27 protein-coding genes are annotated in these 24366 nt (G+C 38.1%); 10 read left to right on the top strand and 17 right to left on the bottom strand.

Annotation, left to right across the window (positions count from 1 at the left end; genetic code table 11):
- Positions 1 to 166 precede the first annotated feature (166 nt).
- Both ODQ17_RS04205 and ODQ17_RS04200 read right to left on the bottom strand, forming a co-directional pair.
- Complete coding sequence (locus ODQ17_RS04205; RefSeq protein ID WP_322901882.1) at positions 167 to 964, bottom strand: protein kinase domain-containing protein; 798 nt, start codon at positions 962 to 964, stop codon at positions 167 to 169.
- On the bottom strand, positions 951 to 2459 hold the full coding sequence (locus ODQ17_RS04200; RefSeq protein ID WP_005306944.1) for a DUF3336 domain-containing protein: 1509 nt from the start codon (positions 2457 to 2459) through the stop codon (positions 951 to 953). Before ODQ17_RS04200 ends, ODQ17_RS04205 begins: the two co-directional genes overlap by 14 nt.
- A gap of 178 nt (positions 2460 to 2637) precedes the next feature.
- Between ODQ17_RS04200 and ODQ17_RS04195 the strand changes: the two genes are divergently transcribed.
- Together ODQ17_RS04195 and ODQ17_RS04190 are read left to right on the top strand one after the other, a co-directional pair.
- A complete protein-coding gene (locus ODQ17_RS04195) occupies positions 2638 to 3519 on the top strand; it encodes an ATP-binding protein (protein WP_322901880.1) in 882 nt (293 codons plus the stop codon).
- Positions 3520 to 3626: 107 nt separating this feature from the next.
- Positions 3627 to 4730, top strand: coding sequence for a DUF6670 family protein (locus ODQ17_RS04190; RefSeq protein ID WP_322901878.1), 1104 nt, complete (start codon positions 3627 to 3629; stop codon positions 4728 to 4730).
- Positions 4731 to 4732: 2 nt separating this feature from the next.
- Here the strand turns inward: ODQ17_RS04190 and tsaD are convergent, their stop codons facing one another.
- Positions 4733 to 5743: a tRNA (adenosine(37)-N6)-threonylcarbamoyltransferase complex transferase subunit TsaD gene (gene tsaD, locus ODQ17_RS04185; RefSeq protein ID WP_005306952.1), complete on the bottom strand. Its 1011-nt coding sequence runs from the start codon at positions 5741 to 5743 to the stop codon at positions 4733 to 4735.
- Between the two features lie 145 nt (positions 5744 to 5888).
- On the opposite strand from tsaD, the gene rpsU reads away from it, so the two are divergent.
- Together rpsU and ODQ17_RS04175 are read left to right on the top strand one after the other, a co-directional pair.
- Complete coding sequence (rpsU, locus tag ODQ17_RS04180) at positions 5889 to 6104, top strand: 30S ribosomal protein S21 (RefSeq protein ID WP_001136722.1); 216 nt, start codon at positions 5889 to 5891, stop codon at positions 6102 to 6104.
- A gap of 25 nt (positions 6105 to 6129) precedes the next feature.
- Entirely contained in the window at positions 6130 to 6576 is a 447-nt protein-coding gene (locus ODQ17_RS04175) for a GatB/YqeY domain-containing protein (protein WP_004791284.1), read from the top strand.
- Positions 6577 to 6666: 90 nt separating this feature from the next.
- On the opposite strand, the gene ODQ17_RS04170 is transcribed toward ODQ17_RS04175, so the two are convergent.
- The 12 genes from ODQ17_RS04170 to ODQ17_RS04115 form a co-directional block, all read right to left on the bottom strand.
- The gene (locus ODQ17_RS04170) at positions 6667 to 8094 is read right to left on the bottom strand and encodes a M48 family metalloprotease (protein ID WP_322902113.1); all 1428 of its coding nucleotides are present in this window, start codon (positions 8092 to 8094) and stop codon (positions 6667 to 6669) included.
- 142 nt (positions 8095 to 8236) lie between these two features.
- A complete protein-coding gene (locus ODQ17_RS04165; protein WP_005306958.1) occupies positions 8237 to 9202 on the bottom strand; it encodes a 2-hydroxyacid dehydrogenase in 966 nt (321 codons plus the stop codon).
- 11 nt (positions 9203 to 9213) lie between these two features.
- Positions 9214 to 9861, bottom strand: coding sequence for a hypothetical protein (locus ODQ17_RS04160; protein WP_322901875.1), 648 nt, complete (start codon positions 9859 to 9861; stop codon positions 9214 to 9216).
- A 100-nt stretch (positions 9862 to 9961) separates the two neighbouring features.
- A complete protein-coding gene (locus tag ODQ17_RS04155; protein ID WP_005306963.1) occupies positions 9962 to 11851 on the bottom strand; it encodes a M48 family metalloprotease in 1890 nt (629 codons plus the stop codon).
- A 78-nt stretch (positions 11852 to 11929) separates the two neighbouring features.
- Entirely contained in the window at positions 11930 to 13471 is a 1542-nt protein-coding gene (gene purF, locus ODQ17_RS04150; protein ID WP_005306965.1) for an amidophosphoribosyltransferase, read from the bottom strand.
- Positions 13472 to 13496: 25 nt separating this feature from the next.
- Positions 13497 to 14084, bottom strand: coding sequence for a CvpA family protein (locus ODQ17_RS04145; RefSeq protein ID WP_322902111.1), 588 nt, complete (start codon positions 14082 to 14084; stop codon positions 13497 to 13499).
- 6 nt (positions 14085 to 14090) lie between these two features.
- On the bottom strand, positions 14091 to 15095 hold the full coding sequence (locus ODQ17_RS04140) for a quinone-dependent dihydroorotate dehydrogenase (RefSeq protein ID WP_322901872.1): 1005 nt from the start codon (positions 15093 to 15095) through the stop codon (positions 14091 to 14093).
- Positions 15096 to 15184: 89 nt separating this feature from the next.
- Positions 15185 to 15664: a type II secretion system protein GspM gene (gspM, locus tag ODQ17_RS04135; RefSeq protein WP_013197251.1), complete on the bottom strand. Its 480-nt coding sequence runs from the start codon at positions 15662 to 15664 to the stop codon at positions 15185 to 15187.
- Complete coding sequence (gspL, locus tag ODQ17_RS04130) at positions 15664 to 16803, bottom strand: type II secretion system protein GspL (RefSeq protein ID WP_322901869.1); 1140 nt, start codon at positions 16801 to 16803, stop codon at positions 15664 to 15666. The genes gspM and gspL overlap by 1 nt, the downstream gene beginning before the upstream one ends.
- Positions 16804 to 16826: 23 nt before the next feature.
- Positions 16827 to 17282, bottom strand: coding sequence for a SixA phosphatase family protein (locus ODQ17_RS04125; RefSeq protein ID WP_252612517.1), 456 nt, complete (start codon positions 17280 to 17282; stop codon positions 16827 to 16829).
- Positions 17283 to 17338: 56 nt separating this feature from the next.
- Positions 17339 to 18412, bottom strand: coding sequence for an NAD(P)H-dependent glycerol-3-phosphate dehydrogenase (locus ODQ17_RS04120; RefSeq protein ID WP_005306983.1), 1074 nt, complete (start codon positions 18410 to 18412; stop codon positions 17339 to 17341).
- Between the two features lie 34 nt (positions 18413 to 18446).
- Complete coding sequence (locus ODQ17_RS04115) at positions 18447 to 19022, bottom strand: nitroreductase family protein (protein ID WP_013197248.1); 576 nt, start codon at positions 19020 to 19022, stop codon at positions 18447 to 18449.
- Between the two features lie 209 nt (positions 19023 to 19231).
- Between ODQ17_RS04115 and ODQ17_RS04110 the strand changes: the two genes are divergently transcribed.
- Entirely contained in the window at positions 19232 to 19612 is a 381-nt protein-coding gene (locus ODQ17_RS04110) for a hypothetical protein (protein ID WP_003650739.1), read from the top strand.
- 38 nt (positions 19613 to 19650) lie between these two features.
- On the opposite strand, the gene rhlB is transcribed toward ODQ17_RS04110, so the two are convergent.
- Positions 19651 to 20802, bottom strand: a complete 1152-nt coding sequence (rhlB, locus tag ODQ17_RS04105; protein WP_004791258.1) for an ATP-dependent RNA helicase RhlB — start codon at positions 20800 to 20802, stop codon at positions 19651 to 19653.
- Between the two features lie 103 nt (positions 20803 to 20905).
- Positions 20906 to 21118 carry a cold-shock protein gene (locus tag ODQ17_RS04100; protein ID WP_000126912.1) on the bottom strand — a complete coding sequence of 71 codons (213 nt, stop codon included), beginning with the start codon at positions 21116 to 21118 and terminating at the stop codon, positions 20906 to 20908.
- A gap of 375 nt (positions 21119 to 21493) precedes the next feature.
- Between ODQ17_RS04100 and ODQ17_RS04090 the strand changes: the two genes are divergently transcribed.
- From ODQ17_RS04090 to ODQ17_RS04070, 5 genes are all read left to right on the top strand, one after another.
- Positions 21494 to 21739, top strand: coding sequence for a sulfurtransferase TusA family protein (locus ODQ17_RS04090; protein ID WP_336624778.1), 246 nt, complete (start codon positions 21494 to 21496; stop codon positions 21737 to 21739).
- A gap of 133 nt (positions 21740 to 21872) precedes the next feature.
- Entirely contained in the window at positions 21873 to 22739 is an 867-nt protein-coding gene (gene rpoH, locus ODQ17_RS04085; RefSeq protein WP_004791254.1) for an RNA polymerase sigma factor RpoH, read from the top strand.
- 112 nt (positions 22740 to 22851) lie between these two features.
- A complete protein-coding gene (locus ODQ17_RS04080; protein ID WP_322901863.1) occupies positions 22852 to 23217 on the top strand; it encodes a DUF423 domain-containing protein in 366 nt (121 codons plus the stop codon).
- A gap of 13 nt (positions 23218 to 23230) precedes the next feature.
- On the top strand, positions 23231 to 23428 hold the full coding sequence (gene thiS, locus ODQ17_RS04075) for a sulfur carrier protein ThiS (protein ID WP_004791249.1): 198 nt from the start codon (positions 23231 to 23233) through the stop codon (positions 23426 to 23428).
- Positions 23429 to 23441: 13 nt separating this feature from the next.
- Positions 23442 to 24227: a thiazole synthase gene (locus ODQ17_RS04070; protein WP_001154366.1), complete on the top strand. Its 786-nt coding sequence runs from the start codon at positions 23442 to 23444 to the stop codon at positions 24225 to 24227.
- Positions 24228 to 24366 lie beyond the last annotated feature (139 nt).

Below are 24366 nucleotides of genomic sequence, written 5' to 3'. Positions count from 1 at the left end.
ACCTTGCGGCGCTGGAACCTAAATCCAGTGCGTCTACCAATTTCGCCACGCCCCCGATGGCTGTGTATATTAGCGATAAGAACTTGCAGTGACAAGTGTTTTTTTTCTAAAAAAAACTGACCGTGTAATTTGTATACAGAAACTAGACCAATGATTTTTATCAGATTCAAACTGTTTTTAAGCAATTGATCGCTTCAGCAGCATTTGAGAATCGATTTTGCCGCTTTTTTTGCAATAAACCCGAAAGTAATGGATAAAAAATCATAAATTGTTTGGGTAATTGAATGGTTAAATTTTGGCAATGCAATACTGCCCACTCATAGTAACTCCATGCTTCTAAGCGAGTTTGAGTTAACCATTCATATAGAACAATACCAAATGCATATAAATCACTTTGTACATCCTTACACTCCCCTCTAAACAGCTCTGGAGCCATATATCGTGGTGTAGCATCCATTCTTGAATCTGAGCTCGATATAAGTCGGGCTTTCTCAAAATCAATTAAATAAGGATTTTGCTCAAACTTCCGAAAATGTTCTTTCTTAATATCTCCATGAATCCAACCAAATTCATAGAGTTCTGCGAGCTTATCTAGTACGGACCAAATCTTATGATATACATCAGTTAAATCCGCTTCATGAGACAATGAACCAAACCACAAATCAGTATTAGGTAAAACTAAAACCCTACCTAAAGAATGGTTTAATTGAGGAATAGCACCGATTTCGATTAAGTTATGAGGTAAAAGCCACGCGGGTTTATTATGAGTAATTTCTTCGTAAAACAATTGTTCATGAATGAAATCTTGCTCACTTTGAACATCTGTTTCAGGTAAATGATATTTTAACCAATAGTCTTTGTTATCTATGCTGCATGTCCATAGATACCGCCCTAAAGCGGCACTCGCAGGTTTTGTCACACTTTTTAAGTTTTGTATATGCGAAGCAAAATCATGCTTCAGCATAGTAAGACTCTGGCTGTTGCTGCTTTTCTTCAAAACGCAAAACTTCTAAACAATGTTGAATCGTCTTGCCAATACGAGCATGGGTCTCAATCGAAGAAATCTTTGGCCAAGTCGCACGTTCCCCTTCTCGCTGTAAGCGTTTAAACAAATGTGGACGTGGGTTTTGCAAAGTATAGGTATAGTGACTCAAGCCATATTTAGCAATGATATTCACATCACCATAATAACGCTGCCCCATTACCCCATAGCCATGATCAAGTAATCGTCTAATCGGAGAAATAGAACCAAGTCTTTGACGTGTAAAGTCCATAAGTCCCATGGATAACACTTTACCTTGACGTCTTAAAATCCGTTCAGGCCAACTTAAAACATCTTTACGAAAGCGGTCTGCATCATTTTGCATAAATGGAACAATATGTGGGTTCACCTGACTGGCAATGGTGTAATTCAAGTTATAAAGCCGCGCCATTCTTTCTTGCGGGAAATCATTTCTTACACTGCCATCTACCCATTTTGTGTTTGCCATGTAAGGCGTGTGTTCACCGTCATAACGTTTGCTGGTTAAACGCACGGGTGGAAATAACACAGGTACAGCACATGAAGCCAACACAGCACTCCACACTAAAACATTAGGAGTCATAATGGCATTCATGATTCGCGGGTTTTCTGTTGCATCATAGGGAGCAACTGCCACATTAATGTTTAAACCAGATTTTTTGAAAGCCTCTTCAAACGTAAGATCACCCAGATTTTCAACAAGAAACTTTTTCAAATAGTGCACATCGGCAATTCCACCATTTCCTTTAATGAGTTCACGAAGTTTTCTAAAATGAAAAGCATCACTAAAAAATTGTTCTCCATTTAATAAATTTTGAACATCTTCACTGGCAGAAGTTCCGAGCATACCCGTCATAATTGCCCCTGCACTTGAGCCAGACAACACTTTAGGCATTAAATCTTGTTCAATTAAAGCTTTACATACCCCAGTGTGAAAAAGGCCTAAAGTCGCTCCACCTGAGAACATAAGCGCTGGTTGTCCATATGCTTTTTCACAATTTTCAAAAAACTCAATTTTTTCTTTTCGTTGGAAAGTAATGCATTCACTTGAAGCAATATAGGCCAAGCTTTGGCTAACTTCTTCAATATAATCTTCAATTAACTTTTTTGTTCCCACATGTGTTGCAGCAAACAGCATAGGGTGACCAATATTTGCAATATCGTAAGTTAGACCTTCTTTGAGTAAATAAATAAGATCTAGCGTTCGATGTTGCTGACGATATCTTTTCAGTAAAGTGTATCTATAAGAAATGAGTTCGGCATCAAAGTAAGGCGAACTATTATCAAATTTCCACTCTTGCACCCCTGTTTCTTCATCTAGTTTTAATGCAAAAGACTTCCATTCTTCATAAGATTCAGCCATGTCTAACTGACGTTGTAATTTTTTGATACGGTAGGCCTGATGCGGATTCATATCACTGCGTATTTTTTCAAACATATTTCGTCCTCATCTTCACAGATGATTTTACTGAATAGACATAACAACACTATGCGCGGTCTGAAGATTTCAATCAATTGCAAAACCGATAAACTGTATAGACAATAACTTTTTTGTCAGCCTGTTAATTTCGGTGTTAGTATCCTAGTAAATTACTGTTTAACATGATTGACTTACCATGGCTACCATTGATTTACCAGATAATTTAGTTCAAACATTATCACTTGTATTAAATCAGTTACAGCAGGTCTTACCTGAACCTAAACAAGAAACAGATTTTAATGCCCCTGCTTTTAGATGGGAAAATCAGCAACTTAAAGCCATCTATACACCCAAAAATATTTATCTTGATGACCTAAAAGGCATTGAACGTCAAAAAGAGAAAATCATTCAAAATACTTTGCAGTTTTTAAATGGTCTACCCGCAAATGATGTGCTTTTAACTGGCTCGCGTGGTACAGGAAAGTCATCTATTGTGCGTGCTTTATTGACTGAGTATACCCCTCAAGGATTGCGTTTAATTGAAATTGAGCGTGATGACTTAGCAGATTTACCTAAAGTTCAGAAACTCATTCAAAACCGACCTGAAAAATACATCGTGTATTGTGACGACTTAGCTTTCAATGCTGAAGATGAAAATTACCGTAGTTTAAAAAGTGTATTGGATGGTTCATTGCAGTCTGGTTCAAGTAATTTTATTATTTATGCAACCAGTAACCGCCGTCATTTGTTACCAGAGTTCATGCATGAGAACACACCTGTAACCAAGGTCGATGTACCACAATATACTGAGTTACACCCACAAGAAGCGATTGAAGAAAAGATCTCTTTGTCAGATCGTTTTGGCTTGTGGTTATCTTTTTACCCAATGGACCAAAATTTATATTTAGAGATCGTGGAGCATTACATTCATAAAGCAAACATGGCTTTTAATGATGAAGTTCGTGCTGAAAGTTTGCGTTGGTGTCAAATGCGTGGTCAACGTTCAGGACGTGCTGCTTATCAGTTTTCTAAGCACTGGATTGGTTTAAATGGCTTAAAAGAGCTGTCTAACAATTAAATAAAATGTCCCGCAAAGCCTTAGCTTTGGCCTGAAAACCGCTTAGTTTTGATAGTTGTTTTTCATAACCTAAACAAAGATAGTCCTATCCTCATTTAGGTTTATATATGAAAAAACAATTGCCCAAAATTTCTATAGGCAGCAAAGTTTTAGGTCAAAGCTTATTGTTCGCGCAAAGTGTTATAGATAAAGCAGAAAAATACTCAACTCTTCCTTTCTCTCAGTCTCATATTATCCAGCCCAGAGTCGATGAAAAATATTATAGCTGGACTCATTACGGCATCTTTTTCCCACTTTTGCCAGAGCCGCATCGCTATTTAAATATTATGATTTTATTAGGCACACCTGGTGCGCTTGCATTTGATCATGATGACATAATTCATGGAAATCCTCGAAAAACAGCGACTTTCTTTTCAAGTACAGCCGCAGTAGAGAAAGCTTTGCTTAAGGCTTATATCATTCCTGAAGATACAAAAATTAATAAAGACGGAAGCTTAATCGAACTAGGTCAAGAAATCTCAATTCAAGGAAAATTCCCAAAAATTCATATTAATGGACACTACGAGGGTCTTGATTTCGACTTTGATATTGATGTTACCTCACATGTTTCGTGGTTTATAAAAACACCGATTTATGATCATTTTAGTTTGTTGGCAAAGTTTAAAGGTTTCTTAACCTACCAAGCAGAACGTATTGAAAGTGAGGGACTCTGTACTTATGAATATGCTCGAGCAGTTGGAGCTCATTCCATCGCAAATAAACTTATTCCTGAAGCCTATAAACTGCCGCTTGATTTTTTTACTTATCAAATTATTAATTTAAATGAGACCACTCAACTTCTTCTTACCAAAGCAGATATTGCAGGTCAGACAGCGGCTTATACTTTGCATATTAGGTATCTTGATCGACCCGCAGAAGTTTATACAGATGTCAGTTTTGATATTATTTCTCACCAAGTTGATGATTACATCTCACCGACTGGGCAAAAGATGCGACTTCCTAAATTCTTTTCGTGGATTGCTCGAAATGAAGCCAAACAAATTATTTTAAATATTCAGGCAGAAATTGACTGCCCACTCCGCTACGGTCATGGGCGAGGATATGCAAGTAGCTATATATTTACCGGTAATTATTTCGGTAATGAAGTTCAAGGCCGTGGTTATATCGAATATATAGATATTGAAAATCAACAAGCCTTTGAAGATGAATAGTTTTACTCAGGAATAGACAACTCAGTCATTGGCCAACGTGGTGTTGTGGTTACAGCTAAACCATCATGTTGGCCTGCTTTTAAGCGTTGATAACCTGCAAAAGCAATCATTGCCCCATTATCAGTACAAAGAGCAGGTTCTGCGTAATAAACTTGTGCCTTAATTTTAGCCAATGAAGTTTCCAACTGTTCACGTAATCGTAAATTAGCGCTTACTCCACCTGCAATAACTAGACGCTTAAGTCCAGTTTGCTTTAAGGCTTTTACTGATTTTTTTACCAAGGTATCTACAATTGCTTCTTGGAATGACGCAGCAATGTCAGCATCTCTGTTTTCACCATTCAATTTTTTCAATTGCACAGAAACAGCTGTTTTTAAACCACTAAAAGAAAAATCTAGACCTTGGTGAAGCATTGGTCGTGGAAATTCAAACGCTAATGGATTACCACTTAAAGCCAATTTCGCAATATTAGGACCACCCGGGTATGGTAAACTCATCATTTTTGCAACTTTATCAAAGGCTTCGCCAGCTGCATCATCAATAGATTCACCCAAAAGTTCATATTGACCAATACCGTGAGCTGCCATTAATTGTGTATGCCCACCTGAAACCAATAAAGCAACAAATGGAAATTCAGGCGGTTGACTTGAGAGTAAAGGCGCCAACATATGCCCTTCCATATGGTGAACACCAATGGCAGGTTTATTTAAAGAAAAAGCTAAAGTTCTTCCAAATAAAGCCCCTGTCATTAAGGCTCCCATTAACCCAGGACCACGTGTATAAGCAACAGCATCAATCTCTTGTTTTGTTACACCACTTTGCTCAAGCAATTGATTCATTAAAGGAATTAATTTTCGAACATGGTCTCGAGAAGCAAGTTCAGGTACTACTCCACCATATTCGGCATGAAGTTTAATTTGGCTATAAAGAACCTGTCCCCGCAAGCCGAGTTCGCTATCATAAAGTGCCAACCCTGTTTCATCACAAGAAGTTTCCAAGCCTAAAACAATCATCAAAACTGCCTTTTATATGAGTCAAAATATTGCAATCGCTATTATAGACTTGTGATATGAGTTGTAAATGAGTAAAATACTGACCTTCACTTGTGATCCGGCACAATAGTGTGCTTGATCTTATCCATAATCTAGAGGATTTTACATGCCACAAGTTAAGTTGAAAGAAGGCGAACCAGTTGACGTAGCTATCCGTCGTTTCAAACGTTCATGCGAAAAAGCTGGTGTTTTAGCTGACGTTCGTAAACGTGAATTCTACGAAAAACCAACTCAAGAACGTAAGCGCAAAAAAGCTGCTGCAGTTAAACGCTACCAAAAGAAATTGGCTCGCGAATCTGTACGTACTACTCGCCTTTACTAATTAATTTGTGATTGACTGCTGAATTATGACTACTTTAAAAAACCAAATTACTGATGCATTAAAAACTTCTATGCGTGCCAAAGATATGGCAACAGTGACGGTTTTGCGTAGTCTACAAGCAGCAATTAAGCAAATCGAAGTCGATGAGCGCATAGAGCTTGGCGACGCTCAGGTTCTTGCGGTCATTGAAAAGCAAATTAAACAACGTAAAGAATCGATCAAAGCCTTTGAAGGTGCTGGTCGTGATGATTTAGCTAGTAAAGAACAAGCCGAAGCTGAGATTTTATCTCAGTTTCTACCAGAAGCTATGACTGAGGAAGAGCTTGATTCTCTCATTGAGCAAACGATTTCTGCTCAAGAAGCAACTAGCATGAAAGATATGGGTAAGGTGATGAATTCTCTACGTCCGATCATAGCCGGGCGTGCCGATCCTTCTGTAGTTTCAGCAAAAATTAAAGCTAAATTAGCTTAATCTCTTCTTTTAAATTCTATATTCCCTCAAACCAAAGTTCCTTTTAGTTTGGGCGTGTTTATATATTTGAAGTTTTTGAAAGATATATTTTCAAATTTTCATTCTTCGCTCATCTTGCATTTGTTTCAATCTACTGTCTATTCTAGCCGACATTGCTTGATTCTCTTTTGCTAATCGTTGCGCATGCAACATCGATTTAATCGCATTCTCTTCACTCCCCGACCAATATTCAGCTTCTGCTCGATAGCGTAAAACATTGACTGCTCTCAATGGTCCTGTCTTGTCCAAATTAGCAGCCTGCTGCAAAAATTGCCAACCTTGGATATCTCTTGGGTTTTTATTGATAAAACGTTGAACAAGAGTTTGAACCTGTGCAAATTTACCTTGGCGTAGCAACACTTCAGCCAACTTATAACTAAAAGCCCTATTTTCAGGCATAGTCATCTGTGTAGAAGCAATTGAAGTATAAGCTTGATCCAACTTGTTTTGCCCCAGATAAATATCAGTCTGCAAGAGTGTAACAAGAGGTTTTCCACTAGATTTGACTTGATCTAAAGTAGATTGCGCCTGCGTATAATCACCTTGTTTTACATAAAAAGCTGCTAAAGCAATAAGACCCGCAAGATTTTTTTGTGAGGCTAAACTCTGTAGTTGGTTTTCGGTAGCCTGATTTGAAACTACCATTGTGTACCATTTTAAAATTTCAAAATCAGCATCATATATGCGATTTTTGACTTTAGGCATCTGGTTCGCACGAAGACGAGCTTCACTCATGCGCTCAGTCGTTAATGGATGGGTCAGCCAGAAATCTGGTAAAAAACTTACCCGACTAGTCGCGCGATGCATTGTCTCAAAATAGTCGGCCATACTTTGAGGGTTATAACCCGCTGCATACATATATTGCATGCCAATACGGTCCGCTTCACGCTCCTGATTTCGACTATATGTTAACTGGCTATCCATTAGTGCAGCCTGTGTTCCCAACATCACTGCTGCTCCCGCATCTCCACCACCCTGTGCAGCTATGGCAACACCTGCTAAAAGCCCAGCTAAACTTAATAACGTTTGACCCTTAAAGGCTTCCTCTGAACGACTAAAATGTCTTTGGGATACGTGTGCAATTTCATGCGCCATTACCCCAGCAATTTCGTCAATATTGCGAGCTGAAGCAATAAGTCCTGTATTGAGCGCGAATAGGCCACCCGGAACAGCAAATGCATTGATTTGTGGATCTTTAATAACAACTAGACCAATAGGCTGACCCAGTTGAGTCTCACTCAAAATACTTGAAAATACTTGAAAAAATTGATCTTCGAGCCAGATATCTTGGATAACAGGCATTTGTTTATGAACTTCACGGAAAACTTTTTCACCAATAAATTTTTCTTTTTGTTGATCAAGCAAACCTATTCCACTTCCAATATTCGGAATTTCCACCTGATTCGCAGATGGCTGTGGGTCGAAAGACTGTGCATACGAAGCATTTGCTATAAAAGTCGCACTTAAAATAACTGGCAAAAATCTCAAAAGTTTTTCTCTATTAAAATTAAACCATAAAAAAAGCCTATTGATGTAAACCACAAAAATTGGTTTTCAATCAATAGACTTTTACTATATCACTCGAAATCGACTAGTTTTGCAATGAAGTGTTATTAATCACTTATATAAAGTTTTGGTTTACCAAATATCTAGGTGTTTTATCTTCTAAAGCTTCAACCAAATTTCTATAGGCAAGATTTGCCATTTTTTTACGGGTTTCAGCAGTAGCCGATCCCACATGAGGCAAAGTCACTACATTCGGTAATTTAAAAAGTCCCGAATCTTGTAAAGGTTCTTTTTCATACACATCTAAGCCAGCAGCAAAGATCTGATTTTGCTGTAAAGCTTCAATTAAAGCTTGCTCATCAACTACTGAACCACGGGCAATATTAATAAAAATAGCGTGCTTTTGCATAAGCTCAAACTGCGCTTTGCCCATTAAGGCTTTCGATTCATTATTTAAATCAACTGCAGTTACTACAAAATCAGACTGCTGTAGCAATTGATCCAGACCAAGATATTCTGCATTTAATGGCTCAGCCAATTCAGGCTTTTCACGACGATTATGGTAAACAATATTCATGTTAAATCCATAAAAACCACGACGTGCAATTGCAGCACCAATATTACCAAGTCCAATAATACCTAATGTCTTTCCAAAAACATCTAAACCAAACTGCTGAGGCCCTACTGTTCTTTTCCATTCACCTTGTTTAGTCCAATGATCCAGAAAAGGTACTTTTCTAGCAGCACTTAGTAATAATGTAAAAGCAAGATCAGCTGTCGTTTCAGTTAAAACATGAGGTGTATTTGCTAACCAGATTTTTCTTTGGTTTAAATAAGCCACATCATAATTGTCATAGCCCACTGTTACAGATGAAATAATTTTTAGTTTTTGGGCAGGCGCAAGGTTCTTTTCATTCAGTACTCGTCCCGCACCAATCATCCCATCGGCATCGACAACGTGCTGTCTTATTTGTTCATTAATATCACCCAGTTTTGGGTTAAGAACTACAACATGATAATCCTGTTGTAATCGAGACAAAATTTCTTCATCAATTTGGCTAAAAACTACAACTTTTTTCATGTAAATCCCTACTACTCGTTGTTATCTTGCATTAATTTCCATAACCTTTTTTTAAGGAGTGGTTTCTCCAGCATTTCTTTTAAACTTGCCAAATGGATAATATTGGCATGTTGAATATAAGAACACTCACCAAGACATAAGATCTTTTTATCTGCAGCAACAGCATCCAAGAAGCCTTGTATATATGAACCAGCTCCCCGCTGATCTTGATACACAGCTAAAGGAAAAGGCCATTTTAGTTCAGCATACTGCCCTATTTTCGCTTTTTGTATGTTATTCCAAAGCTGTTTTTCTTCTTCAGTTAAATTTGTAACATCTAAAAAAATAACACATTTTTCAAGAGAAAAAGCCTGCAACTCAAATGATGCAATCTTAATGACAGGTGCTTGCACTTCATTACGAGGTTCTATAACGGGTTGAGCCTGTATTGAAACAGGCGCCACAATTTCAGGTTCAACTTTTGGAATATCGTTAATTTGTGGCTTTTTAGGCTGCTCAAGAACTATGGGCTCTACAGAGGGCAATATAATCGGTTCTGGTTCTTCTACAACATGATCTCGCCAAAGGCTTTGAGCATTATTTTTTTGGCACGCCTGTGTCTTAGGAATCCATACATCAATTCCTAAAGTCGCCAATATATTTCTTTGCTGCCCAATCATGTTTGAATCAATACCTCTGCTTAAGCTACATTCTAACGGGCTTGAGTTTTTTTTTCAGTTTTTTATTTCGTTCAGCTGTTTTTATAATCGTAGATGTCTTTTAAATAATCATAACACTATTTCTTTTTTGCATTTGCTCAACAATTTCTTCTGTCTCAAAGCCAAATCGCCAATAAAGCAATTCAAGTACATCTAGTTCGTCTTGTGTGATAATACGATCACTCCACAAACACATTTCTGCAATCGCAAGAATACTAAGACGGTCACGCAATAATAAACCTGCAATGTCATTTAAAATTTCAGCCAAATCTAAAGGCTCATCTGAAATCTCATCATAGACATACATTTCATCGGGATTAAGCAACGAACGTAAAATACGTTCACGTACTTCTAACTGATTTGGACTATTAATTTGCTGGACATGAAGCAAGGCATCAATTAAACGAACAATTTGAGGTTTTACTTCTTCAAATGCTGTTGGCAAATGTAACGGCATTAAATTCAATTCATATTTAACCCGCTCCAGCAAAAGTGCATCTAGCAGACCAATCTCGCCATCTTCTTGAATAATAAGCGCTAGTTTTGTTAGAAATTGCCGCGCAATACTTGCCGGCATATGCCCAATGTTTTTACAAGCATCATGAAATATCTGAATATGGATACGCCCATCAAGATTTAATAAGGCATCAATAATGGCATGGCTAACTGGTGCATCTTTAGGGATGAATTCTCGATATTGGCGAATCATCAAAATAGCAACCATTACCTCACGTGAACCCGTAGCAGTTTGTAGTGCACGCTGAATGAGCTCAGGACGCTTTTTATTACGACGTACATCACTACTAAGAGGCTTAATGGCATCATTTAATGCAAAACTAATGGGTGACAACCTTAATAAAGGCAAAGGCTGTGGAGATGACCATGGAACATAAATTTCTTTTTCAGACTCTTCTAAAAAATGAAATAAACTAAATAACGGACGATTGCGAAGCTTTTTTAAATTTTCTAATTGTAAATCTTGTAGCAAAGTCGGATTTAACTCATAAATACGTTCACGAATACTTGGGTGAATATTCATCCAACTTTGCGGACTCAGTGAGTTAGCAAAACACATATGCGCGATTGATTCAGAATAGGCACTATGGATTTGTGAGCCAGAATGGTGAACATAAATACGCAACAAAGTCTGAGTATTAGCACTATTTTTTAATAATCGTACCGTTTTTTGATCATTACGAAATGTGCGTCCACTCAAAGTTAAATATTTAATGAATCGGGTAATTAGTACACCTAAGCTTCCAGCTAGCCAAATGACACCACCCACTGCAACAAATACAGTTTCAAATTTATGTTTATAACCTGGGCTGTAGCGTTTAAAGCCTTGTTTTGCTAATTTACTGCCCCACTGACTAAATGTCGTTAATCCACTATATAAAATCTTTAATTTAGTATTCTCAACAGCTTCACCTGATAAAATCTGATTAAACTCATGACCCAACAAACCATATAGTTCAAGTTTATCCAGATTTTGCAAAGCTCCCCATGTCAAAATAATCACAATATCTTTAGGGTGAAAACCTGCCGTAAGCGCATTTACGCCTACTTCATCAGGTAAAACATATAAGGTTGGAACTTTAAGTGAAAAATTTTGCGCCAAATATTCAGTAATTTTTAACGCTTCAAGCTCTTCGGGTGTACTTTCTTCTTTTACTAAACGACGCGCTTTCAATTGTTTTGCTAAAGAATGTCCACCTTTACGCAAGATATAAAGTTCAGTAACTACCGACCAAACCATAATAAAAAGCAATAGCGCGACGAAATAAGGACTTAAGGTGTGCCACCAGATGGGCTGACTATAATCAAAAAAATGGACGAGTAAACCTAAAATTAAATTTAAGATAAAAATAGTAAGCAGCACAGCAACCAAACACATAGTGATGGACCATGCCATATTCTTATTTTCGATTAGATAGTGGCTTACTTCTTTCAATGTAAATATTCCCAATTACATTGTTAGTTTTCATCATAAAAGAAAAAAGCGGGAAACACCCGCTTTTTTCAGCTATTTCTATTCTTCTTTAATACCTGTTAAATCTACAGAAGCAGCGTCAACATTCACATCAATGTAGCCATCTTTTTTCTTTTTAGCAGAATCATTACGCTTCTGCTCCAAATTATTTAGATAAGCACCATCAATATCGCCTGTTACATAAACGCCATCAAACACAGAGCAATCAAACTCAGTTAGATCAGGTACCTTGCTAGTACGTACAGCATTTTTCAAGTCTTCCAATTCTTGGAAAACTAAACGATCAGCCCCAATAATTTCTTGGATTTCTTCTACACTGCGTTCTGAAGCAATAAGCTCAGCTTTAGCAGGCATATCAATACCATAAACGTTTGGATACATCACTTTTGGTGCTGCTGACGCAAAGTATACTTTTTTTGCACCAGAATCACGTGCCATCTGGATAATTTCGTTACAGGTTGTACCGCGTACAATTGAGTCATCAACCAGTAAAACATTCTTACCTTTAAACTCAAGTTCTACAGGGTTTAATTTCTGGCGTACTGATTTTTTTCGTTGTTGCTGACCTGGCATAATGAAGGTACGACCGATATAACGGTTTTTCATAAAACCTTCACGGAACTTCACACCTAGAATATTTGCTAGCTCTAATGCTGAAGTACGACTCGTATCCGGAATTGGAATAACCACATCAATATCATGGTCCTCACCCCAGTCACGTAAAATTTTATGGGCAAGTTTTTCACCCATTTTTAAACGAGCTTTATAAACTGAAATTCCGTCAATAATGGCATCAGGACGTGCAAAATAAACATATTCAAAAATACATGGACGGTATTTTGGATTAGCTGCACATTGTCTTGAGAACAATTCACCATCTGAATTGATGAAAATTGCTTCACCCGGTTCAATATCACGCTCAATTTTGAAACCAAGTGCTGTAATAGCAACTGATTCAGAAGCGATGATGTATTCCATCTCGCCTTTTTCAGTCATACGTGAACCATAAATCAGTGGGCGAATACCGTTTGGATCACGGAAACCAACCAAACCATGACCAGTAATCATTGCCACTACGCCATATGCACCTAGACAGCGCTCGTGTACACGAGAAACGGTGTGAAAAATATCATCTGGTGTAGGATTCAAAGTACCGTTCTTTTGCAACTCATGCGCGAATACGTTCAAAAGAACTTCTGAGTCAGAGTCGGTATTCATATGACGTAAATCTGTTTTAAACAGGTCATCATGAATATCTTCGGCATTGGTTAAGTTACCATTATGTGCAAGCGTAATACCGTAAGGTGAGTTCACATAAAATGGTTGTGCTTCAGCACTGCTAGCAGAACCAGCAGTTGGGTAACGTACATGGCCAATACCATAATTACCAAGTAATGCTCTCATATGACGAGTATGAAAAACATCACGCACCATACCGTTATCCTTACGAAGGAAAAGACGGCCTTCATGGCAGGTTACTATTCCAGCTGCATCTTGCCCACGATGTTGCAACATCGTTAAAGCATCAAACAACATTTGGTTCACTGGCGATTTACCGGCTATACCAACAACTCCACACATAGCAACCTCGCAGACAAGCTAGGAATTAATAAAAAGGATTCTTTGTCGAATGGTCGGATCGGTTTTCTAACTCTTCCGATTCGTCCATTGTTTTTGAAGGGGTGCTTGATGCACTACCTCCAGATGTTATTTGATGAAATGCCTCACTTGCAGCATCTTTAGACAATTCAGTTGCTAAAGGTGCATAAGGCAGTAAAAATTGTATAAGTACGGACTGTTTCCAATTTGGTGAACTTTCAACCCAAGGCCCAACGCCTTGCATTGTAATCAACACAACCAACAAGCCCTTTAAGGAACCAAAAGCACCACCTGCTAAACGATTTAATGGCCCCAATTTCAGACTTTTCAAGAGGCCATTTAAAAATGCAGTGACGATCCATGTTAAAACAATGATCATCAGTGCTATAAATGCAAAAGCTGCAATTTTTTGAACAACCGGATCATGACTCAAACCAGACATGGACGGCGCAAGAAGGACAGCATATTTTGCACCCATAATTAATGCAATGATCCATCCTACCAAGTTCGCAAAGGCTTTGATAAATCCTTGTCGCAAACCGTTTAGCCCCCCAATGAGCAAAAGTATCAGAATAATGATATCAATTGTGTTCATATTCACTTAAGTCATGGCTGCAACACATTGTTTTACTAATATAGGACCGGTGTAAATCAATCCGCTATAGATTTGTACTAATGTTGCTCCAGCTTGCTGTTTGACTGCTGCTTGTTCACCCGACAAAATTCCACCCACGCCAATCAACGGGATTTGTCCTTTTAACGTTTGGGCAAACAAACGTAAGCATTCGGTACTTTTTTCAAAAACAGGCGCACCTGATAATCCACCCGATTCGTTACCATTAGGAAGGTTTTCTACACCATCTCTAGATAAAGTCGTATTGGTAACGATTAAACCATCAATCTTAAATTGCAATAATTGTGCTGCAATAAACTCAACATCTTCAACTGTTAAATCAGGTGCAACTTTTAAAACTAAAGGAACATAATGGTTATATTGCTCGGCAAGCTCAAGTTGTCTTTCTTTTAATGTTTGCAATAATTCAGTTAATGCATCGCCACTTTGTAAACTTCTTAAGTTCTTAGTATTTGGAGATGAGATATTAACAGTAACATAAGAAGCGTAGTTATAAACTTTCTCAAGACAAATCAGGTAATCATCAACAGCCTTTTCTACAGGCGTATCTGCATTCTTACCAATGTTAATGCCTAGAATTCCTTTAAATTTTGAAGCTTTAACGTTCTCAACAAGCTTATCAACACCATCATTATTAAAACCCATGCGGTTAATAATGGCTTTAGCTTCAGGAATACGGAACAATCGCGGTTGTGGATTACCCGACTGAGGTCGAGGTGTAATTGTTCCAATTTCAATAAAACCGAAACCCAGTCCGGCTAAAGAATCAATATGTGCACCATTCTTATCAAGTCCAGCCGCCAAACCTACCGGATTTGGAAATTCAATTCCCATACAGGTTGTTGGTTTTGATTCTACGCTTTGACGTAGTAGGCCTAACTTATGTGCTTTATCAAGCATAGATAATGTTAATTCATGGGCACGCTCTGGTGCTAAACTAAACAACATCGGGCGAGCAAGTGAATATAACATACCAATCACAGTCTACTGATTTTAGGTAGGCATATTATAGGCACAGGCAGCACAAAACACCATGCTTAAGAACACCATATTTTAATATGTTATTGAACCGTCGCTGTTAATTTAATCTGTCCGTCACTTGAAACCATTTCCATTTTTTGAATACTTAAGCCCATTTGTGCAAGTTGGGTTAAAAAGTTCGCTAAAATTGCATAATTCTGATGAGTAACAATAATTTGTAACTGCTCACCATTTTGTTGAGAAGTGACCGTTAAGCCTTGCTGCTGAGCTACACGTTGTATTTTTTCCGATTGACCCAACTCAAGTTCATTTGCGGGTTTCATGGTAACCGCATTGCTCTGCATCCATACCATCAAATCTTTTAAATCATTTAATCGTTGCTGTTGCTGCTCTGCCAAAGAATGCATTTTCCAAAGTGATGCTCCTACAATAGCCACGACGACAAAGATTGTAGTAAAGACCACCATAATACGTTCACGTACAGTTAAGCGATCCAAATATTGAACGATCTGTTCAACCCACTGATCAAAGCGGTTTTGCAATTGAGTTATCATTTTCATTATTGTATTTTCACCACCCCGATTGCCCCACCACCATCGGCTTGAACATTACCGAGCTCTGCTTTGAATCCCTGCTGGTTAAGTTGCTGAGTTAAAGCTTGCAAATCATCTGCCGACTTTGCTTTTAATGCCATTGTTAATATTGATGCATCATAATTTAACTGCTGAGCTAAAATTTGTCTTTGCATTAAAATAGGCCCAACACGACTCAATAAAGAAAGTGCTTGTGTATCACCTTGCTTACTCATGCGTAAATGACTTTCAAATTGACTTTTTATATTCTGCTCATTCACACGACTAGAAGAACCAAACCAATATTTATATTGCTCTATTGTCTGCTCAGCGGTTTGATTAGCCACACTTTTTAACTTTACCCAGCGCAACAAATCATAGCTAAACTGAACCACTATAATTGCTAAAATAACAGCAGCACATGCTTTCCAATACCCTGAAACCGTTTGCTCTTGCCCTTTAGCTTTAGGTAAAACATTAAAAGGATGTTGTTTAGGTTTATCTAAAGCCTGAAATTGATAAATAAATTCTGAACGCTGCTCAGCACTTGATGCTGCCATCAAGCTTTCTAATTGCTCTGATGTCAAACCACTATATTGATAATGTGTTTCAACCGGCTGGAACTCTAAAAACAATCCCAGATCATCTAGTGAATTACCCACCCATTTACTTTCACGCACAAGTAATTTTTGGTCAATATTACATAAGACCACTTGCTGCTCTTGAGGTTCCGGTAAAATTAGAAAGTCTGGCAATAAAGCAACGAGTTTAATAGGTAGCAAAGCCATTGCATGCTGCCACGTTTCTACTGTTGTTTTTGCAACCCCCAATACAGTTAATTGATCAGCATAAAAATGATGAACCACTTTCATATGATCAATCGGCAAAGTCACAAATTCTTCAAGCAAATATTTAACACCATCTGCCCCTAGTTGCTTGTAATGAGACTTTGCCATGTGCTGTTGGAATACCTGAGCATGGCGACTAGGGAAAAAGATGACAGCTTCTTTTCCTTGATGTAATTGCAGGTCTTGTATTAATTGATCAAGACTTGCTGCCTGCGACCAATTTTCTCCGTTAGACCAATGCCATATTCCATTGGTTTCAGGCATCCATAAATACAGCATAATGGGCTAAATGACCTTTTTAATTATATTGTGGGTACAAAACTATTTTTTTGTGTTGATAAACCAGTAGCAATCACAGCCTGATCATAAATTCGAGCTTCGGCAAGTGCAAATGGATTAAAGTTTTCATGTGTCAATAGTTCAGCCATATGCCCTACTACATTCATATGACACACGACTACAATTGACTCATACGGAACCTGAGACAACCACTCAACCGCTTCTTTCGCATTATCGTCGGGTTTAATTTTATCGCACAACAACACGGGAACATCTTTAAAATAAGTTTGAATATGCGCTAATGTTTCTTGAGCACGCAATAATGGACTCACTACAAAAATATCTGGCTTAACAATATCTTTTAAAAATGTTGCTGTCTGTTCAGCTTGAGCATGCCCACGAGCAGTAAGTGGACGTTTAGTATCATTACCATTTACTGGAGGAGCAGCTTCCCCATGACGAACTAATGTCAGTTGCATAAATATTCCTTGTTAATAATTCTTGCATTATAACCGTAATTTATGACATTTCTTCTTCAGACTTCATGATGAGGTAAAACAAACTCAACATCACTACGGTGTCCATTTTTCATGAGAGATAAGGCAATATTCAAAGGAGGTGCCCCTTCAAAGATAACCTCATATAAAGCATTGGTAATAGGCATATATACGTCTAGCTCTTCTGCTTTACCACGCACCTGAACAATCGTGTTAATCCCTTCAGCGGTTTGCCCCAACTCTTTACTCGCCTGATCAAGTGTTTTGCCTGAACCCAAAGCATAACCTATTTGATAATTACGGCTTAATGGACTATTACAGGTTGCAAATAAATCACCAACGCCAGATAAACCTAAGAACGTTAATGGATTTGCCCCTTGTTTGACTGCAAAACGACTCATTTCGGCCAAAGCACGCGTTAAAATCATACTCTTGGTGTTTTCGCCAATTTTGTAGGCAGCGCCAATTCCCATTGCAACGGCATAAATATTTTTAAGCGCCCCACCCAGTTCAACGCCATGCACATCATCACTACCAAAAACTCGGAATAAAGCACTATGAAGAGCATGCTGTACAGCATAACGAACGAGTTCAGAATCACTGGCAATAACAGTACCAGATGGCATGCCCGCCATAATCTCCTTAGCGAGATTTGGACCAGACAACACCCCATAAGGAACTTCTGGCAATTCTTCACGAATAATATCGCTCATGAAGCTAAAAGTTTTAGCCTCGACACCCTTGGTTAGAGAGACAATCGCTTGTGCAGTAATAAAAGGAGCAATTTGTTTTAAGACATCACGAAATGAATGGCTAGGAATGGCCACTAAAATAATATCTCGATCACATACTGCTTGTTCAAGGTCAGACACAGCACGCAATGAGGACTCTAAAACAAAGTCTGGCAAATAACGTTTATTAATATGGGTTTTATTGATTTCTTCAGCTGTATCAGCATCACGAATCCAGATCATGGTATCGCAGCCATTACGTGCAGCTAAATTCGCCATAGCCGTACCAAAACTGCCTCCACCTAAAACAGTAATACGTAATGCTGTTTTTTTATCGACCGCAACAGGTTCCACTAAATCTGTAAACTTAAATTCAGTCATGCTTTATTATCCTATTTCTTACTTCTACAGACTTTCATGCCTGCCAAACTTTTACGAATTCTTTACTTTCAATATCTGCACGCGGCGCAATCGCTTTAGCTGCCGTACCCACATAAATAATACCTGAGATTAAATCGTGTGGTTGCAATCCTAAATGTTGTTTTAACCAGTTTGATTCGACAACAGCGCCACTACGCCACATGGTAGAAAAACCTTGAACTTGTAAAGACAATAAAAGGTTTTGTATGGCAGCCCCAGTACTTAAAATCTGTTCAAAATGTGGAACTTTAGGATGATCTTGAAGTTGCGTAAGCGCTAAAATGAGTAAAGGTGCGCGGAAAGGATGTTGCTTCACTCGCTCAAGCTGTGCTGAGTCGGTTTCACCTAAATCAGCCAAAGCTTTTGCTAAAACTTCACCAAAGGCACCACGTTGCTCAGCCTCGATAACGACAAAACGTGTTGGTTTAAGTCTATGGTGGTCAGGAGCAGTTAACGCAGCTTGAAAAGCCAACTCTAATTGATCTGCATTTGGAGCAGGCTCAATCAATTGACCAATAGATTGACGTTGGTGAATATTCTGATGAATTATCTGTATTGCTGAATCCGTCATTAATATTGATCTAACTCAAAAAATTCAAAATAGATTAGCATAATCTACAGATAATCCACCATTGTATCTAGAACATAAAAATAACGAGTTTGTGCTTTGACATTTTTTTAAGACAAAACATCAAAACTTATACAACGTCTTCAAAATCAATTAGAAAACTTGTGTTCAAATAGTGAGATCTTTTGACGATTAGCGATATTAGGTGAAACATGAAAAAAATAATTTTAGCGAGTGCGTTGAGTAGTGTTGTTTTATTACTAGGTGCTTGTGCCACTACGCCTAAGAACACTCTGGCAGTTCAAAAAGAAAATAATCAATTTGAAGTCACAGGTATTGGTAAAACGAATCTAATTGCAAAAAATAATGCGATTACTGCCGCTCAAAAAACTTGTTCAAAAAGCACGAGTCCTGTTGTAGTAGATGAAAAAACAACATACAACGGTGTATTAAAAGATGTTGTAAGCGAAAAAACTGGCCAAATGGTTGAAGCTGCGGCTGGTGTAATTGGCACCTTAACTGGTAAAAATGCATCACTTGCAAAAGATGATGATTATCAAACAACCCTTACCTTCTATTGTAAAATTAATTAATCAAAAAAAATCCCAATCAACTGATTGGGATTTTTTTATTAGCAATAACCGTCTAGACGGGTTAATGGCAATTTCTTACCAATTGCTTTTTCAATTTCCGGCAAGTAAAAAGCATCATCTTCAGATAAGAAACTAATACTTACACCTTGTGAGCCAGCACGACCTGTACGTCCAATGCGATGTACATAATCATCTGATTGCTCAGGTAAAGTATAGTTGATCACATGAGATACGCCATCAACATGAATACCACGGCCTGCAACATCAGTTGCGATCATGACGTTATTTTTACCTTGCTTAAACTGCTCTAACATTTTTAAACGTTTATCTTGAGCAATTTCACCTGAAAGCATACCGACCCGATATCCATCTCTCTTTAAATGATCATAAAGACGGCGTACTTGATCACGTCGATTCGCAAAAATCATAACTTTATCGATAGGCTCTTCACGCAAAATATCTTGTAGCAAACGATATTTATCTTGTTTAGCGACGACATAAACGCGCTGCTCAACATCGTTGTTAGTTTTTTGCTCAGGCTCAATCTCAACAGTGATTGGTTCAAACAACCATTGTCTTGCCAAATTAAGCACATCATAACTAAAAGTAGCAGAGAACATGAGCGTTTGACGTTGTTCCTTACGTGGGGAATAACGCACAATACGTTTTACAGAAGGAATAAAACCCATGTCCAATAAGCGGTCAGCTTCATCGATGACTAAAAATTCAATTTGATCGAGCCAAACTTCTTTTTGTTCTACAAAATCAATTAGACGCCCAGGAGTGGCAACGATGATGTCGACAAAATTAGCATCTAACTGTTTCTTTTGCTTATCGAAATCTACGCCACCCAACAGTGTCACGATGTGTAAATCTGAAAATTTTGTGAGTAACTTTGCATCGCTTTCGATTTGCAGTGCCAATTCACGAGTAGGCGCCAAAATCAAGGCACGTGGCTCACCACGAAAACGCTGCTCTTGAATCGGGTTATGTAACAAGTCATTAATTACACTAATAAGGAAAGCAGCAGTTTTACCTGTTCCTGTTTGCGCTCTACCAATCGCATCATGCCCGCCCAACGTATATTTTAAAACCTTTTGCTGAATCGGGGTCATTTGCTTAAACCCTAAAGCATCAATCGCCTTTTTAAGTTGCGGATGTAAATTCAAGGTTTCAAAACCAGATGTCATAAATACGTGCTCTAACAAACAATCTCTCTAATGAGAAGATCATTATAAACAAAAACGCCCCAATTCAAAAATTGGAGCGTCCATGATTCATCAAAAAGATGAATTAGTCTAAAGGCTGAACGTTTTCAGCTTGAAAACCTTTTTGACCTTGTACTACACTAAATTCTACGCGTTGGCCGTCACGTAAAGAACGGTGACCGTCACCAACGATTGCGCGGAAATGAACAAATACGTCATCACCACCGTTACGTTGAATAAAGCCAAAACCTTTAGTGTCGTTAAACCACTTTACTACGCCTTGTTCGCGAGCTGTCATAAGTCAATCCTCAGATGTTGAAAAAAGGACCTTCCGGTGTTGCAAACAGCAGAGCAAACAAGTGTTTAAAATATTTATAATCTTAAAGCTTGTAATCATTCTGTAAAACTATCAACAATTTCCGGTTACATCCATTTGTTATAAGATTTTTAAACCAATTTAAGTGTGTGGTAAATCTTAAAACGGTTCGAGCTTACCACGGGTTTATGACAATTAATAGAATTTTTTTCAATTATTCCCCGTATTTTTAGTCGTTTTTTTAAACAGCTTATTACAATATTTTTTATAGGTAATTGCTTGTTTCTTCTTTTATAAAATGTGCGGCATTTATAAAAAAATTTGTTAGAATAATTTTTTTAGTTGTTTTGATGATGAATGACCAACACTTCTTCTACTACAGCACCCATTGAAATTAATGCTTTGGGCCAACCCTGTCCGATGCCTTTATTAATGCTAAAACGCGAACTCAAAAAAGTATCGGGTAAACAGCTATTCTTATTAAAATCTTCTGACCCTCATAGTGAAATAGATGTAACTCGTTACTGTGGTTTACATCATTTTATGTGTCAGACAACATATATATCTGAAAGAGAATTTCACTATTTAATTGAAACTCAATGATTCTTTGATAAACTAAAAGATTAGAAATTGCATAAAATTTTACATTTCTCTACCCAATTTTCCTTAATTATGAAGCTGATTCAAATTAAGATGAATTTATTGGTTATCCCATCCGATCCTACAAGGAGAAATCATGAGTGACAGCAGCAATCAATTGATGCCCCTGTCATTGTCTGCGCCCGGTGTAAACCTTGGTGCATATATCAGTACTGTCAATCAGATTCCTATTTTAACGGCCGAGCAAGAAAAAGAACTTGCTGAACGTTATTATTATGACCAAGATCTTGATGCCGCAAAAATGCTGGTAATGTCGCATTTACGTTTCGTCGTTCACATTGCGCGCAGCTATGCAGGTTATGGCCTACCACAAGGCGACCTTATTCAAGAAGGTAATTTAGGCTTAATGAAAGCCGTGAAGCGTTTCGACCCAAATATGGGCGTGCGTCTTGTCTCTTTTGCCGTCCACTGGATTAAAGCAGAAATTCACGAATACGTTATTCGTAACTGGCGTATTGTGAAAATTGCAACGACCAAAGCACAACGTAAATTATTTTTCAATTTACGTAGTTTAAAAAAATCGAGTAAAAAATTAACGCTCGAAGAAGCTCAATCGATTGCGAATGACTTAAATGTTACTGCAGAACAAGTTCTGGAGATGGAAGGTCGTTTAACCGCTTATGATGCTGCTTTCGAAGCTCAAGGCGACGACGACGATGACACCCCGCATACTGCACCTGCATTGTATCTTGAAGATAATCGCTATGATCCAGCTCGTTTAGTTGAAAATGAAGACTGGGAAGAGCAAAGTACATCTGCTTTACATGATGCAATGGATCAGTTAGATGATCGTTCGCGTAATATTTTACAACGTCGTTGGTTAGATGATGACAAGTCTACTCTCCACGAGTTAGCAGCCGAATATAATGTATCAGCAGAACGTATTCGCCAGCTTGAAAAGAATGCAATGGAAAAAATTAAAATTGCTATGTCTGCAAGCTAAAGAATAAGTTTAAAAATAAAAGGGCGTTTAGCCCTTTTGTTTTATCTGGCTATGTTTAGCCAACCCAATCTATGATAACGTTGCCTTTCATTATTCATTTGCGTTTTTTGTTATGTGGATTGCCATTTCAGCCCTTAATCTTGCCTTTGCAGTCATGTTGGGTGCTTTTGGAGCACATGGTCTTAAAGCTCACGCGAGTCCTGAGCAACTTGTTTGGTGGCATACTGCAACCGACTACTTTTTCTACCATGCTTTAGGCTTACTAGCACTTGGTATTTTAAGCAAAGTCATCCTGACGTTCCCCATTAAATTGCCATTCATATTGATTCAGATTGGTATTTTATTTTTCTGTGGCTCACTCTATATCATGGCACTTGGATTACCGAGAATTTTAGGGGCAATTACCCCAATTGGTGGAGTATTTATGATAGCTGGATGGCTCGTTTTGGCTTGGAACGCCCTCAAATACGCAAAATAATTGGAATGTGATCATGCAAATTTATTTAAATGGCGAATTAACGGACACGCCTTGTCAAAACCTGTTGCAACTTATTCAGGAAATGGCACTTGAAGGAAAACGCTTTGCTGTCGAACACAATCAGCAAATCGTTTCTAAAAGCAAATTAGAGCAAATCACTATTGCTCAACATGACCGTATCGAAATTATTCACGCTGTTGGCGGCGGCTAAGTCGGAGTTATCCATGCAAGACACCCCTCTCATTATTGGTTCACGTTCTTTTCAATCTCGTTTATTGGTAGGAACTGGCAAATATAAAGACTTAAATGAAACGGATTTAGCTATTCAAGCCAGTGGTGCAGAAATCGTAACTGTCGCAATCCGCCGTGTGAATATTGGACAAAATCCAGATCAACCAAATTTACTGTCTGTCATTCCACCAGAAAAATATACAATTTTGCCAAATACCGCAGGTTGTTTTGATGCTGATAGCGCAGTGCGTACTTGTATGCTAGCGCGTGAGTTACTCGATGGTCATAACCTAGTAAAACTTGAAGTTCTAGGCGATGAAAAGACGTTATATCCAAATGTAACCGAAACTTTAAAAGCAGCTCGAACTTTGATTGATGACGGTTTTGAGATTATGGTCTATACCTCTGATGACCCGATCATTGCGCAAGAACTTGAAAGTATGGGCTGTGTTGCGATTATGCCTTTAGGTAGTCTAATTGGTTCAGGTTTAGGTATTTTAAATCCTCACACTATCTCAATTATTAAAGAAAATGCAAAAGTACCAGTTTTGGTAGATGCGGGCGTTGGTACAGCAAGTGATGCAGCTATTGCTATGGAACTAGGTTGTGACGGCGTGCTGATGAATACAGCAATTGCAGCTGCTCAAAACCCTATTTTGATGGCTTCTGCAATGAAAAAAGCTGTTGAAGCTGGACGTGAAGCATTTTTAGCAGGTCGTATGCCACGTAAGCGTATGGCAAATGCAAGCTCACCAGAAACAGGCTATTTCTTTAAGTAATCTATTTCTTGCAAGAACACAGCCTTTAATTACCGTTGTAACTTTAGTGCAACTTGTATAGGCATTTTACTTTTCAAAGATGAAAAGTAACAAAAATCTTTTGTTTCGCTGATATTACATCCATGTAATACAGCGAAAC

Origin of the sequence: Acinetobacter sp. IRS14 (genome assembly GCF_034650275.1) — a bacterium.
Classification (GTDB): domain Bacteria; phylum Pseudomonadota; class Gammaproteobacteria; order Pseudomonadales; family Moraxellaceae; genus Acinetobacter; species Acinetobacter oleivorans.
This window is presented reverse-complemented; position numbering and strand designations above follow the sequence as displayed.

What these genes read in the sequence shown, in the direction of transcription:
- ODQ17_RS04205 (WP_322901882.1), bottom strand. Translation starts at nt 964, where the DNA reads ATGCTGAAGCATGATTTTGCTTCGCATATACAAAACTTAAAAAGTGTG.
- ODQ17_RS04200 (WP_005306944.1), bottom strand. Translation starts at nt 2,459, where the DNA reads ATGTTTGAAAAAATACGCAGTGATATGAATCCGCATCAGGCCTACCGT.
- ODQ17_RS04195 (WP_322901880.1), top strand. Translation starts at nt 2,638, where the DNA reads ATGGCTACCATTGATTTACCAGATAATTTAGTTCAAACATTATCACTT.
- ODQ17_RS04190 (WP_322901878.1), top strand. Translation starts at nt 3,627, where the DNA reads ATGAAAAAACAATTGCCCAAAATTTCTATAGGCAGCAAAGTTTTAGGT.
- tsaD (WP_005306952.1), bottom strand. Translation starts at nt 5,743, where the DNA reads ATGATTGTTTTAGGCTTGGAAACTTCTTGTGATGAAACAGGGTTGGCA.
- rpsU (WP_001136722.1), top strand. Translation starts at nt 5,889, where the DNA reads ATGCCACAAGTTAAGTTGAAAGAAGGCGAACCAGTTGACGTAGCTATC.
- ODQ17_RS04175 (WP_004791284.1), top strand. Translation starts at nt 6,130, where the DNA reads ATGACTACTTTAAAAAACCAAATTACTGATGCATTAAAAACTTCTATG.
- ODQ17_RS04165 (WP_005306958.1), bottom strand. Translation starts at nt 9,202, where the DNA reads ATGAAAAAAGTTGTAGTTTTTAGCCAAATTGATGAAGAAATTTTGTCT.
- ODQ17_RS04160 (WP_322901875.1), bottom strand. Translation starts at nt 9,861, where the DNA reads ATGATTGGGCAGCAAAGAAATATATTGGCGACTTTAGGAATTGATGTA.
- purF (WP_005306965.1), bottom strand. Translation starts at nt 13,471, where the DNA reads ATGTGTGGAGTTGTTGGTATAGCCGGTAAATCGCCAGTGAACCAAATG.
- ODQ17_RS04145 (WP_322902111.1), bottom strand. Translation starts at nt 14,084, where the DNA reads ATGAACACAATTGATATCATTATTCTGATACTTTTGCTCATTGGGGGG.
- ODQ17_RS04140 (WP_322901872.1), bottom strand. Translation starts at nt 15,095, where the DNA reads ATGTTATATTCACTTGCTCGCCCGATGTTGTTTAGTTTAGCACCAGAG.
- gspM (WP_013197251.1), bottom strand. Translation starts at nt 15,664, where the DNA reads ATGAAAATGATAACTCAATTGCAAAACCGCTTTGATCAGTGGGTTGAA.
- gspL (WP_322901869.1), bottom strand. Translation starts at nt 16,803, where the DNA reads ATGCTGTATTTATGGATGCCTGAAACCAATGGAATATGGCATTGGTCT.
- ODQ17_RS04125 (WP_252612517.1), bottom strand. Translation starts at nt 17,282, where the DNA reads ATGCAACTGACATTAGTTCGTCATGGGGAAGCTGCTCCTCCAGTAAAT.
- ODQ17_RS04120 (WP_005306983.1), bottom strand. Translation starts at nt 18,412, where the DNA reads ATGACTGAATTTAAGTTTACAGATTTAGTGGAACCTGTTGCGGTCGAT.
- ODQ17_RS04115 (WP_013197248.1), bottom strand. Translation starts at nt 19,022, where the DNA reads ATGACGGATTCAGCAATACAGATAATTCATCAGAATATTCACCAACGT.
- ODQ17_RS04110 (WP_003650739.1), top strand. Translation starts at nt 19,232, where the DNA reads ATGAAAAAAATAATTTTAGCGAGTGCGTTGAGTAGTGTTGTTTTATTA.
- rhlB (WP_004791258.1), bottom strand. Translation starts at nt 20,802, where the DNA reads ATGACATCTGGTTTTGAAACCTTGAATTTACATCCGCAACTTAAAAAG.
- ODQ17_RS04100 (WP_000126912.1), bottom strand. Translation starts at nt 21,118, where the DNA reads ATGACAGCTCGCGAACAAGGCGTAGTAAAGTGGTTTAACGACACTAAA.
- ODQ17_RS04090 (WP_336624778.1), top strand. Translation starts at nt 21,494, where the DNA reads ATGACCAACACTTCTTCTACTACAGCACCCATTGAAATTAATGCTTTG.
- rpoH (WP_004791254.1), top strand. Translation starts at nt 21,873, where the DNA reads ATGAGTGACAGCAGCAATCAATTGATGCCCCTGTCATTGTCTGCGCCC.
- ODQ17_RS04080 (WP_322901863.1), top strand. Translation starts at nt 22,852, where the DNA reads ATGTGGATTGCCATTTCAGCCCTTAATCTTGCCTTTGCAGTCATGTTG.
- thiS (WP_004791249.1), top strand. Translation starts at nt 23,231, where the DNA reads ATGCAAATTTATTTAAATGGCGAATTAACGGACACGCCTTGTCAAAAC.
- ODQ17_RS04070 (WP_001154366.1), top strand. Translation starts at nt 23,442, where the DNA reads ATGCAAGACACCCCTCTCATTATTGGTTCACGTTCTTTTCAATCTCGT.